Source organism: Streptomyces marianii (genome assembly GCF_005795905.1).
GTDB lineage: Bacteria > Actinomycetota > Actinomycetes > Streptomycetales > Streptomycetaceae > Streptomyces > Streptomyces marianii.
Genome location: NZ_VAWE01000001.1, coordinates 5,661,671 through 5,674,186 on the forward strand (window position 1 = coordinate 5,661,671; position 12,516 = coordinate 5,674,186).

A 12,516-nucleotide genomic window follows, 5' to 3' on the forward strand; every position below is an offset into this window, starting at 1 on the left:
CGCGCGGCCCGAAAACGCCCCGCAGACCCCGGACCTCTGCCACAAAGAGCTCTCGCGGTGTTCAAGGAGGACGTCCAATGCCGAGCAGCAACGCGCAGCCCATCCCCGCTGCCCGCCCGGTCATCGGTGAAGAAGAGATCGAAGCAGCCGTACGCGTACTGCGCAGCGGCCGGGTGGTCCAGGGCCCCGAGGTGGCCGCGTTCGAGGAGGGCTTCTCGGAGCTCGTGGCCGGCCGCCACTGCGTCGCCGTCAACTCCGGCACCTCCGCGCTGCACCTCCTTCTGATGGCTCTCGGCATCGGCCCGGGTGACGAGGTGATCGTCCCGTCGTTCTCGTTCGCCGCCTCGGCGAACTCGGTCCGCCTGGTCGGCGCCGACGTCGTCTTCGCCGACATCGACCCGGACACGTTCTGCCTCTCCCCGGCCGCCGTCGAGGCCGCGATCACTCCGCGGACCGCCGCGATCATGCCGGTGCACCTGTACGGCCACCCGGCCGCGATGGACCAGATCACGGCCATCGCCGACAAGCACAAGCTGGCAGTCGTCGAGGACGCCTGCCAGGCGCACGCGGCCGCGCTGAACGGCACCCCGGTCGGCGCCTTCGGCTCCGGCGGCACGTTCAGCTTCTACCCGACCAAGAACATGCACAGCCTCGAGGGCGGCATGATCTCCACGGGCGACGCCGAGGTCGCCCGCACCCTGCGCCTGCTGCGCAACCAGGGCATGGAGCAGCGCTACGCGAACGAGATCGTCGGCGCCAACATGCGCATGACCGACGTCTCCGCCGCCATCGGCCGCGTCCAGCTCGCCAAGCTGCCCGGCTGGACCGAGCAGCGCATCGCCAACGCCGCGTACCTCTCCGAGCACATCACCGCCTCGAACGTGGTGACCCCGGTCGTGGCCGAGGGCGCGCGCCACATCTACCACCAGTACACGGTCCGGGTCCGCGGTGACCGCGACGCCGCCATGGCGCAGCTCACCGAGGCCGGTGTCGGCAACGCCGTCTACTACCCGACGCCCATCCACCGGCTGAAGCCGTACTGGGAGCCGGACCAGAAGGCCGGCCGTGACTGGGATCTGCCCGAGACCGAGCGGGCGGCCGCAGAGGTCGTCTCGCTGCCCGTCCACCCCTCGCTCACCGAGGGCGACCTCGAGCGCATCGTCACCGCTGTGAACGCGCTGGGAGAGAACCTGTGACTGCCGCTGCACTGCGGGCCGGCCTGATCGGCCTGGGTTCCATGGGACGCCACCACGCCCGCGTACTGGCCGGGCTCGACGGCGTCGACCTCGTCGCCGTCGTCGACCCCATGGGGGACAAGAACGGCTGGGCCCAGGGCGCCCCCGTGCTGTCCACCGTCGACGAGCTGATCGCGCTCGGCATCGACTACGCCGTCGTGGCCTGCCCGACCGCGCTGCACGAGGAAGTCGGCCTGAAGCTGGCCGGGGCCGGCGTCGGCGCGCTGATCGAGAAGCCGGTCGCGGACACCGTCGAGGGTGCTCGCCGGCTGGTCGAGGCCTTCGAGTCGCGCGGCCTGGCCGCCGGTGTGGGCCACATCGAGCGCTGCAACCCGGCGCTGCGCAGCCTGCGATCCCGTCTGGAGGCCGGCGAGCTCGGTGACGTCTTCCAGGTCGTCACCCGCCGCCAGGGCCCCTTCCCGCACCGCATCGCGGACGTCGGCGTGGTCAAGGACCTCGCCACCCACGACATCGACCTGACGGCCTGGGTCACCGGCCAGCAGTACACGTCGATCGCGGCGCACACCGTCTCCAAGTCGGGCCGCCCGCACGAGGACATGGTCTCGGCCGTCGGCAAGCTCTCCGACGGCACGATGGTCAGCCACCTCGTCAACTGGCTGAGCCCGCTCAAGGAGCGCTTCACCTCGGTCACCGGCGACCGCGGCTGCTTCATCGCCGACACCCTCACCGCGGACCTGACGTTCTACTCGAACGCCGCCGTGGCCACCGAGTGGGAGGCCCTGCAGGCTTTCCGCGGTGTCTCCGAGGGCGACATGATCCGCTATGCGATTCCGAAGCGCGAGCCGCTCCTCGTCGAGCACGAGCTCTTCCGCGATGCGGTGCTCGGCAAGTCCCAGGACATCTGCACGCTGCGCCAGGGCCTGCGGACCGTCGAGGTCGCCGCCGCCGTCATCGACTCCGCCAAGAGCGGTGCCACCGTGCAGCTGGACCCGGAGGGCGTGGCCAGTTGACCACCCCTGATGTCACCGTCGTCGTGGCCGTCTACAACACGATGCCGTACCTCACCGAGTGCCTCGAGTCGCTGGTGAACCAGAGCATCGGACTGGACCGGCTGGAGGTCGTGGCCGTCGACGACGGCTCGACCGATGACAGCGGCCGGGAGCTCGACCGTTTCGCGGAGCGGTACCCCGGCACCGTGAAGGTGATCCACCAGGCCAACTCCGGCGGCCCGGCCGCACCCAGCAACCGTGCCCTGGAGGTGGCCACCGGCCGTTACGTGTACTTCATCGGCTCCGACGACTACCTCGGCAGGGACGCGCTCAAGCGCATGGTGGCCTGTGCCGACGAGCACGGTTCCGACGTCGTCGTCGGCAAGATGGTCGGCACGAACGGCCGTTACGTCCACCAGGCGCTGTACAAGAAGAGCGACCCGGACGTCAGCCTGTACGACTCGGCGCTGCCGTTCACGCTGGCCAACACCAAGCTGTTCCGGCGCGACCTGGTCGAGCGGCACAAGCTGCGCTTCCCCGAGGACCTGCCGGTCGGCAGCGACCAGCCGTTCACGATCGAGGCGTGCGTCCGGGCACGGAAGATCTCCGTCCTCGCCGACTACACGTACTACTACGCGGTCAAGCGCGGGGACGCCAGCAACATCACATACCGCGCCAACCACCTGGCGAGGCTGCGCTGCACCGCCGAGATCATGAAGTTCACGGCCGGACTCATCGAGGCGGGCCCCCGGCGTGACGCGGTGTTCAAGCGCCACTTCACCTGGGAGCTCGCCAAGCTCGTCCAGGACGACTTCCCGGCGCTCGACCGGGTGACACAGATCCAGGTCTGCGCCGGCATCGCCACCCTCGCCGACGACTACTTCACCGAGCCGCTCCGCGACTCGATGGACGTCAAGCGGCGGGTGCGGATCGCGCTGGCCCAGCGCGGGGCCGTCACCGAGCTGATCCGTGCCATCGAGGAGGAGTCCGCCGTGGGGGTGCCCCCACGTCCCCAGGGCGTCGGGGGAGCGCCTCCGCTGCTGCTGGAGGACGGCCGGGCGTATCTGCGCTACCCCGGGTTCCGCGACCCGGCCCTGGGCCTGCCCGACCGGCTGTACGAGGTCATCGCCGAGTCCGTGCCCAGGCAGCTCGCCGTCGGCACCGGGCTGGTCTCGGCGTGGTGGGAGCAGCAGGGCCAGGAGCTGGCCGTGGCCCTCTCGGTCCGCGTTCCCGTGACGGGCGAGACGGGCCACGCCGTCATCCGCCTCGCGAACAAGGCGATGCCGAAGAGCGCCGACAAGCCGGGTGCCCGCAGGCTGCCCGTCGGCACCGAACTCCCCGCCCCGGCGGGGGAGCTGAGCCGCACCACCACCGACGACGGCACGGGGACACTGCTCACCGCCCGCATCCCGATCAGGCCCGTCAGGGCCAAGCTCGGCGTCCGCGCCTATCTGGACGTGGCAGGCTCGACGTACGAGGTCCCGGTGAGGACCCTGGACCGGCCCCTGCCCCTGGCACGGCGCTGGCGCGAGAAGGTCCCGTACCGTGTCTCCGCGAACGCCAACGCCAAGGGACGGCTCGTCATCACCACGGCCCCGCTGTGGGAGTCCTCGTCGTCCGGCGAGCGCAGCCGGCTGCGTCACCTGATGTCCCGTGTGAAGAGGAAACTGACCCGATGAATATCTGTGTAGTCGCGCTCGGCAAGATCGGGCTTCCGCTCGCCGTGCAGTTCGCCGCCAAGGGCCACAAGGTCATCGGCGCCGACGTCAACGAGAAGGTCGTCGAGCTGGTCAACGCCGGCACCGAGCCCTTCCCCGGCGAGCACGACCTGGACGTCAAGCTGAAGCAGGCCGTCGACGCCGGGCTGCTGTCCGCCACCACCGACACCGCCGCGGCCGTCGCACAGTCCGAGGCCGTCGTGGTCGTCGTCCCGCTGTTCGTGGACGCCGAGGGCACCCCGGACTTCGGCTGGATGGACGCCGCCACCCAGGCCATCGCGAAGGGCCTCAAGCCCGGCACCCTCGTCTCGTACGAGACGACCCTGCCGGTCGGCACCACCCGCACCCGCTGGGCGCCGATGCTGGAGCAGGGCTCGGGCCTCACCGCGGGCAAGGACTTCCACCTGGTGTTCTCGCCGGAGCGCGTGCTCACCGGCCGGGTGTTCGCCGACCTGCGCCGCTACCCCAAGCTCGTCGGCGGTGTCGACGACGCTTCCACCGGGCGTGGTGTGGAGTTCTACGAGCAGGTCCTGGACTTCGACGAGCGCGACGACCTTCCGCAGCCGAACGGTGTGTGGGACCTGGGCACCGCCGAGGCCTCCGAGCTCGCGAAGCTCGCCGAGACCACCTACCGCGACGTCAACATCGGTCTGGCCAACCAGTTCGCCCGGTTCGCCGACAAGAACGGCATCGACGTCAAGAAGGTCATCGAGGCCTGCAACTCGCAGCCCTACAGCCACATCCACCAGCCGGGCATCGCCGTCGGCGGCCACTGCATCCCGATCTACCCGCGGATGTACCTGTGGAACGACCCGGAGGCGACCGTCGTGCGCTCGGCCCGCGAGGCCAACGCCGCCATGCCGGAGTACGCCGTCGACCTGCTGGCCGCCGCCTACGGCGATCTGACAGGCGTCAACGTGCTCGTGCTCGGCGCCGCCTACCGCGGTGGTGTCAAGGAGACCGCCTTCTCCGGCGTCTTCGGCACCGTGGAGGCCCTCAAGGCCCGTGGCGCGGTGCCGTTCGTCTCCGACCCGATGTACACCGCGGAGGAGCTGTCCGCGCACGGACTCACCCCCCACCAGGGCGAGAAGGTCACCGCCGCGGTCCTCCAGGCCGACCACGCCGAGTACCGCGAGCTGGCCGCCTCCGACCTGCCGGACGTCACCGTCCTGGTCGACGGCCGCCGCACCACCGATCCGGCCCGCTGGGAGGGCGTCCGCCGCGTCGTCATCGGCGGCTGACGGACGGCCCGCTCCGTACGCGACGACATCCGGCCCTGCCCCGCGGATTCCCGGGGCAGGGCCCGCCTGCAGGAAGGTTCCCATGACCTGGTTGATCACCGGTGGCGCCGGCTTCATCGGATCGCACGTGGTGAAGGCGATGACGGAGAGCGGCGAGCGCGTCGTCGTCCTCGACGACCTGAGCACGGGCCGCGCCGAGCGGCTGCCCTCCGGGGTGCCGCTGGAGATCGGCACCGTCCTCGACCGTGACGCCGTCGACCGCGTCCTGCGCGACCACGCCGTCACCGGCATCGTGCACATCGCGGGCAAGAAGCAGGTGGCCGAGTCGGTCGCGAAGCCGCTCCACTACTACCGGGAGAACGTGGAGGGCCTGCGGGTCCTCCTCGACGCGGCGGTCGCCGCCGGGGTGAGCCGCTTCCTGTTCTCGTCCTCCGCGGCCGTGTACGGCATGCCCGACGTCGACCTCGTCACCGAGGAGACGCCGTGCGCACCCATCAACCCCTACGGCGAGACGAAGCTCGCCGGTGAGTGGCTGGTCACGGCCGTCGGCAGGGTCCACCCCGTCGCCACCGCCTCGCTGCGCTACTTCAACGTCGCCGGCGCGGCCACGCCCGAGCTCGGCGACGACGGCGTCTTCAACCTCGTCCCGATGGTGTTCGAGCGGCTCACGTCCGGCGAGGCGCCGCGGATCTTCGGTGACGACTACCCGACGCCGGACGGCACCTGCATCCGCGACTACATCCACGTCGAGGACATCGCCTCCGCCCATGTCGCGGCGGCACGCCGGCTCGCCGCAGACCCGGACGCCCGGCTGATCCTCAACATCGGCCGCGGCGAGGGCGTCTCGGTCGCCGACATGATCGGGATCATCCAGGACGTCACCGGTCACGAGGGCGTCAAGCCCGAGGTCACGGACCGCCGGCCGGGCGACCCCGCCCGGGTCGTCGCCTCGGCCGGCCGCATCCGCGAGGAGCTGGGCTGGAGCGCGCGCCACGAGGTGCGGGAGATGGTCGAGTCGGCGTGGGCGGGCTGGCGGCTGCGCCACCCGTAGGCATCCGCCGCGCGGCGTCCGCCGTCCGCCACCCGTAGGTTTCCGCCGTCCGCCGCGCGGTGGACGGGATGCGGCACCGAAGGCACCCGGCCGGCACGCCGGCGAAAGCACGAGGACAAGAAGGCCAAGGGGAAGGCCCCCGGGGACGAGGCTTAGGTTCTAGTGGTCGTCGCAACACCCCAGCTCAAGGGGTGCGATGGACTTCGAGATCCGCAAGGTGCGGACCGCGCAGGGGCCTGTGAAGCTGCGCCGGGAGCGGGAGGCATACTCCCGGCTCGTGCAGCAGGGATACAGCAACACGGAAGCCTGCCGGATCGTCGGTGTTGACCGGCGAACCGGCAACAAGTGGCGTAACGGCCGCAGCGCCGACCGTCGGCAGAAGGCGGCACCACCGATTTCCGCGGTGGCGCCGCCTTCCGGCACGTCCAGGTACCTGCGCGAGGAGGAGCGGATCCACATCGCCGACCGGTTGCGGGAGAAGGCCACGGTGCGGGCGATCGCCGCGGAGCTGGGCCGCAGCCCGTCCACGGTCAGCCGGGAGATCCGCCGCAACCGAACGGACGGCGCACGCGGCCGGTGGCACTACCGCCCTCACGCAGCCCAGGCCCGCGCCGATGCACGCCGGCCCCGCCCCAAGAGCCGCAAGATCAGCGAGAACCCCGAGCTTCGGGCCGCTGTCCAGGCAATGCTGGACGAGAAGTGGAGCCCGGAGCAGATATGCCACGCTCTGCGGGCACAGTTCCCCGACCGGCCGGAGATGCACGTGGTCCACGAGACCGTCTACCAGGCCCTCTACGTCCAGGGCAGAGGCCAGCTGCGGCGCGAGCTCGCAGGCGCCCTGCGCTCCGGGCGGGCCCGCCGCAGGCCGCAGAGGCAGGCGAACTGCCGCCAGCCGCGTTTCACCACCCCGATGGTCATGATCAGCGAACGGCCCGCTGAGATCGAGGACCGGGCCGTGCCCGGTCACTGGGAGGGCGACCTGATCATCGGCAAGGACGGCAAGTCCGCGATCGGCACCCTGGTCGAACGCGCCACCCGCTACGTCATGCTCCTGCACCTGCCCGGCGACCACGGCGCCGAGAGCGTCCTGACCTCCCTGACATCCACCGTCCAGACCCTGCCCGCCCACCTGAAGCGGTCCCTGACCTGGGACCAGGGCAGTGAGATGGCCCGGCACGGCGAGTTCACCCTCGCCACCGACATCCCGGTCTACTTCTGCGACCCCGCCAGCCCCTGGCAGCGCGGCTCGAACGAGAACACCAACGGCCTGCTGCGGCAGTACTTCCCCAAGGGCACCGACCTGTCGGTCCACACCCCCGCGCACCTGGCCGCCGTCGCCGACCAGCTCAACCGCCGCCCACGCAAAACACTCGGCTGGGAAACCCCAGCCGAGCGCCTGCATAAACTGCTCACGGCCTGATCAACACAACCACGTGTTGCGACGACCGCTAGAAACCGCCAGGAGTCCCGGGGCCCTTCCCCTTATCGCTCTCTACCGCTCCTCGAGGAACAGCTTCTCGAAGTCCTTCCGCACCACGGGCCAGTCCCACACGGACAGCGCGTGCTCGGCCGCGAGCTTGCCCGCGTTCCGCCACGCCTCCTCGGTGGCCGTGGCCTCCAGGATCCGCTTCGCGGCCTCCTCGGGGGAGCCGACGACCCAGCCTTCGGGGTAGAGGGTCCTGGCGCTGTTCGGCTTGCCCGCGTAGAAGGGCCAGTCGCGGGCGACCGGGACGGCGGCGCTCGCCGCGCCCTCCATCAGGCCCACGTGGCAGCCCTCGCGGACCGAGGAACTGATGATGGTGCCGATCTCCTGGAGCTTCGACGGAACGTCGTCCGTCGGGCCCAGCCGGACCACGGCACCCGACTCCTCCAGGGGAGCCAGCTCCTTCTCGAACTCGCGGCGGTACTCGCGCGTCGCCCGGCTCGTCTTCGGGTCCATGTCGCCGCCGACCAGGATCAGCCGGTAGCGCTCGTCGTGGCGGCGCACCCGCTCCAGGACGTCCACGGCCCACTTCGGGTCCTTGGCAACCTGGCTTATCCCGATCAGGCCCAGGTTGAACCGGGCCTCGGCGGGCTTCGGCCGGGCGAAGCCGGACAGGTCCATCGCGTTGTCGACGATGTGGAAGCGGGGTGCGCGGTCGCCGCGCAGCTGCGGGACCAGCGACACGGCCAGGTCCCTCACGTGCGGGGCGACGAAGACGAGGTCGTCGATCCGCGAGAAGTCCGTCATGTGCGGCCAGCGCGTGAACGCCTCGTAGCTGTGCAGCCGGACCACGATCCGGGTGTCGCCCGGGTCGATGGTCGTGAGCATCCCCGCGGGGCCCACCGACCAGTCCAGGAAGACCGTGTCGGCCCAGTCGAGGTACGGGCGGAACAGCCGCTCCACCTCTTCCTGGTAGTCGCTGGTGCCGCCGGACAGCCGGTCCTCCAGCATCCGCCGGCCCGCCCAGGCGATCCGCTTCAGGTGCTTCGACGCGGCCAGGTCCAGGAACCGCAGCTCGACGCCGGGGTGGTCGCCGAAGTGGTCCAGGACGTGGCGCAGGAAGTTGTCGTTGGCACTGGTGGTGACCAGCAGCCGCAGCGGACGGTCCGCGGGCGCTTTCTTGTACGGCGTCCTCCGGCCCTGCGGGCGGCTCAGCGCCTGCATCGCCTTGGAGCGGTACAGCGGGGCGACGAATCCCTCCGCGTCCTTCGCCAGCGGCGAGGACAGCTGGTCGATGTGCAGCACCCGGTGGAAGGCCAGGAACAGCGCACGGTCCAGCGCCGTGGCCGCCTGCTCCGTGCGGCCGGCGGCGAACTCCCGGTCCGCGAAGGCGAGCTGGGCCGCCACCGCCTTGCCGAGATGACGCGGGCTGAGGCCCTTGGCGATCTCCTTCATCACGCCCTCGTCGAGGAGCTGCGCCTTGAGCCCGAGGTCCGGGATCTTCGACGCGGCATCGGCGAGCGCTATGGCGGCGCCGCTCGTACGGCCCGCCCACTGCATGCCCTCGGCGACGTAGCGGGAGGTCGCGGCGCGCACCCCGGTCGGTACACCGGGGGCGGTGACGGCGGTGCGCCACAGCCGGGCGCCGACGTTGGAGCGCATCACCGGACGAGCCGTCGCGGTGCGCATCACCGCGGCCGGCAGCCCGTCCACGGAGCGGCGGACGTCGCGGGCGACGGCGTCCAGTGGCGGGATGACCGAACGCCGCTGCACGCTGCCGCCCTGGGACGTCAGGCCCTCGACGGCCTTCAGGCCGGGCGCGATCCCGAACATGGCGGCGGCACTGCGGTTGTACTGGGCGAGCCGCCACACGGTGTACACGGCGCCCGGGTCGAGCGCGACCATGACGTCGGCCTTGCGGGCGCGCTCGCGCAGCCACGAGTCGCTCTTGGACTGCATCCACACCCGCATGCCCAGCGGGGACGTGCGCGCCTTGCGCCGCAGCGCCTGGCTGCGGTGCGCGACGCTCTGCGGCAGCTGGTGCAGCCCGGTCAGCTCCAGCGCGGCGACCTCCTCTGCGGAGGACTCCAGGTGGAACGTGGCCGCGAGGTGCACCCGCGCGCCCAGGGCGTTGAACTTGCGCACCGAGTCGGCGAGCACGCCGAACTGCGGCTTGGCAGCGGCGACGAACAGGACTTCGGTCACGGGGTGGGTCCTCCGGCGACGGTCGACTTCTCGGCGAGGGGTGCCACGTCCTCGGTGCCCGGCGCGGCGGCCGGGGTGTCGCCGGGCCCGACGCCCCGCGCGCCCGGTGCGGCGTACTTCGCCGTGAACTCCTCGACGAGGTTCTTCACGGCCACGGTCATCAGCGCCTCACGGGTGAACTGGTCCGCGTGGGCCATGGCCTCGGCGTGCACCTCGTCGCTGGTCTCCACCGCCATGTGGGCGGCCCGGACGAACGACTCGGTCAGGCCCTCCTCGTCGATGCCGACGGCGCCCGTCCACAGCGGGTGCCCGCTCAGCACGTTCGACGCGTCGTGCTCGACGACGTGTGCCGACACGATCGGCAGACCCGTGGCCATGTACTCGTACACCTTGCCGGAGGTGACGTAGCGGCCGCCGATCAGGATCAGCACCATCGCGTCCCAGCCGGAGTAGATCGACGCGACCTCGGCCTTGGCGGCGGGGCCGCCGAAGTGGACGCCGTCGGCCTCGGCCTGCTTGAGGATCTCCGTGTGCCGGTTGGCCTCCCGGCCGGCACCGTTGCCGATGTGGCCGCGCACCTCGAAGCGAGCGTTGGCCAGCAGCGGCTCCTTCTCCCGCGCCGCCTTCCAGGCGTTCAGCACCGTCTCCAGGTGCTGCGGGGTGAAGTTGACCGTGCCGAGGTAGCCGAAGACCAGCCCGGACTCGGGGTCCGGGGCATGGGCGCGGCCCGGGGAGCTGTCGGCGTCGTAGCCGTTGCGCACGACGTGGACGCGGTCGGCGAAGTCCGGGTAGCGCCTGCGGTAGTGGTCGGCGATGGGGTCGTTGACCACCCACAGGGAGAGGGCCTCGTCGAGGATCTTCCGCTCCCAGCGGCCCTCCTCGGAGTCGGGCCCGAAGGCCTCGACGCCCTCGATGACGTCGATGGACCAGCCGTCGCGGAAGTCCACCGCGTACGGGACCCGCTTCTCCTCCCACAGCTTCCAGGCCGCGGCGAGGTTCACGTACGGCACACAGCTGGCGAGCAGCAGATCGGCCGGGTGCTCCTCGTGGATGCGCAGGACCGCCTGCTCCAGGTCGGTGCGCCACTCCCCGAAGTTGGGCTCGGGGAACGGCTTCATCTGGCGGCGGCGCAGCTTGGCGACCCAGCCGTTGGGGTTGAGCGCGCGGGCCTCGTCGTAGAGGCGGATGTCCGTCTCGAGATCCTCGCGTGCCAGGGGCAGCTCGACGATCTTGACCTTGGGGTCGACCTGGTCCAGCAGGGTGAGGTCGACGCCGGAGTCCCGTTCCCAGGACTCCTGGGCGACGTTGACGACGGTCACGTCCCAGCCCACGTTGATGAACTGGTTCGCGGTCTCGCGCATGCGGTAGGCCGAGCTCTTGGCGGCCGGCGGGAACCCGATGGCGAGGTAGATCACATGAGGCCGCTTGCCTTCGGCGGGCAGCCCGGATCCGGGAGACGCTGACATAGTCGGTGACGCTAGCACGGTGACATGTACGGATTCGGGCCACCTGGTCGCCGCGTCGCCCGTCGCGGGCGCGCGGCGCGGGGCCGCTGCTCCGTCACGCGTGCCGGCTGCCCCCCTTCCACTGTTCCATGATCCTGACAACGTTCTGGGCGGCCCGGCCGTCGCCGTACGGGGTGCCGGGGTCGTCGGTCGGCACGGCGCGGGTCACCGTCGCGGCCCACTCCCCGGGGGAGAGGGCGTGCGGGTCGGGAACGAGGACGTTCCAACCGGTCTCGACGGTTTCCACCCACTCGGTCTCGGGGCGGACCGTGGTGCAGATGCGCTCCAGCAGGAACGCCTCCTTCTGCAGACCGCCGGAGTCCGTGACCACACCGGTGGAGGCGAGCACGGCGGCGACCAGACCCGCGTACGGCAGCGGCCGGCCGACGTGCACACTGCCCTGGGCCAGGTTGATGCCGTGCGCCTCGGCGCGCGCGACCAGACGCGGGTGGGCGAGCAGCGCCACGGGGACCGGCAGCTTCGCCATCGATTCCAGGATGGCGGAGAGGCGCTTGGGGTCGTCCGTGTTGTCCGGGCGGTGCAGCGTCGCCAGCAGGAACGGCTGGGACGGGTCGATGCCCTCGGGCAGCGCCGGAGCGGGGTGCTCACCGGCCCGCACGGCGTCCCGGATCCGCAGGCAGATGTCGACCATGACGTCGCCGGCGAGCCGGGCCCGGTCGGCGAGGCCCTCGCCCGCGAGGTGGCGCATGGCCTCCTCGGTCGGGGCGAGCAGCAGGTCGGCGCAGTGGTCGGTGAGGACGCGGTTGTGCTCCTCCGGCATCCGCCGGTTGAAGGAGCGCAGGCCCGCCTCGAGGTGAGCCACCGGGAGGTGCATCTTCACGGCCGAGAGCGCGCCGGCGATCGTGCTGTTGGTGTCGCCGTACACGAGGACCCAGTCCGGCTTCTCGCGCTCCAGGACCGGGTCCAGGGCGGAGAGCACGGAGCCCGTCTGCACACCGTGGCTGCCGGAGCCCACGCCGAGGTGCACGTCGGGGTCCGGGATGCCCAGGCCGTCGAAGAAGACGTCGGAGAGGTCGGCGTCGTAGTGCTGCCCGGTGTGCACGATGAAGTGCTCGTGCTCGGTCTCCGCGAACGCCGCCGCGATGGGGGCGAGCTTCACCAATTGAGGACGGGCGCCGACGATGCTGATGACTTTCACTGAGCACTCTTCTTCTTGGTCCGGGCGTG

Annotated in this window: 9 protein-coding genes; 6 read left to right on the forward strand and 3 right to left on the reverse strand. The window is 71.2% G+C overall.

All coding sequences use genetic code 11. The annotated features are described in order from the left end of the window. The first annotated feature begins 77 nt into the window (after positions 1-77). From FEF34_RS25680 to FEF34_RS25705, 6 genes are all read left to right on the forward strand, one after another. Positions 78-1,196 (forward strand): DegT/DnrJ/EryC1/StrS family aminotransferase, encoded by a 1,119-nt coding sequence (locus FEF34_RS25680; RefSeq protein ID WP_138055254.1) that lies wholly within the window; start codon positions 78-80, stop codon positions 1,194-1,196. Further along, a complete protein-coding gene (locus tag FEF34_RS25685; RefSeq protein ID WP_138055255.1) occupies positions 1,193-2,206 on the forward strand; it encodes a Gfo/Idh/MocA family protein in 1,014 nt (337 codons plus the stop codon). Before FEF34_RS25680 ends, FEF34_RS25685 begins: the two co-directional genes overlap by 4 nt. Then, positions 2,203-3,864, forward strand: a complete 1,662-nt coding sequence (locus tag FEF34_RS25690; RefSeq protein WP_138055256.1) for a glycosyltransferase family 2 protein — start codon at positions 2,203-2,205, stop codon at positions 3,862-3,864. The genes FEF34_RS25685 and FEF34_RS25690 overlap by 4 nt, the downstream gene beginning before the upstream one ends. After that, entirely contained in the window at positions 3,861-5,144 is a 1,284-nt protein-coding gene (locus FEF34_RS25695) for a nucleotide sugar dehydrogenase (protein ID WP_138055257.1), read from the forward strand. The genes FEF34_RS25690 and FEF34_RS25695 overlap by 4 nt, the downstream gene beginning before the upstream one ends. An 82-nt stretch (positions 5,145-5,226) precedes the next feature. Further along, on the forward strand, positions 5,227-6,195 hold the full coding sequence (galE, locus tag FEF34_RS25700; RefSeq protein ID WP_138055258.1) for a UDP-glucose 4-epimerase GalE: 969 nt from the start codon (positions 5,227-5,229) through the stop codon (positions 6,193-6,195). 196 nt (positions 6,196-6,391) lie between these two features. Beyond that, positions 6,392-7,615, forward strand: a complete 1,224-nt coding sequence (locus FEF34_RS25705; RefSeq protein WP_138051393.1) for an IS30 family transposase — start codon at positions 6,392-6,394, stop codon at positions 7,613-7,615. Positions 7,616-7,687: 72 nt separating this feature from the next. Here FEF34_RS25705 and FEF34_RS25710 read toward each other — a convergent pair whose 3' ends face one another. From FEF34_RS25710 to wecB, 3 genes are all read right to left on the reverse strand, one after another. Then, positions 7,688-9,823 (reverse strand): glycosyltransferase family protein, encoded by a 2,136-nt coding sequence (locus tag FEF34_RS25710; protein ID WP_138055259.1) that lies wholly within the window; start codon positions 9,821-9,823, stop codon positions 7,688-7,690. Further along, on the reverse strand, positions 9,820-11,238 hold the full coding sequence (locus tag FEF34_RS25715) for a glycosyltransferase (protein WP_138057722.1): 1,419 nt from the start codon (positions 11,236-11,238) through the stop codon (positions 9,820-9,822). The genes FEF34_RS25710 and FEF34_RS25715 overlap by 4 nt, the downstream gene beginning before the upstream one ends. Positions 11,239-11,383: 145 nt before the next feature. After that, complete coding sequence (gene wecB / locus FEF34_RS25720) at positions 11,384-12,487, reverse strand: non-hydrolyzing UDP-N-acetylglucosamine 2-epimerase (RefSeq protein ID WP_138055260.1); 1,104 nt, start codon at positions 12,485-12,487, stop codon at positions 11,384-11,386. Between the last annotated feature and the right edge of the window lie 29 nt (positions 12,488-12,516).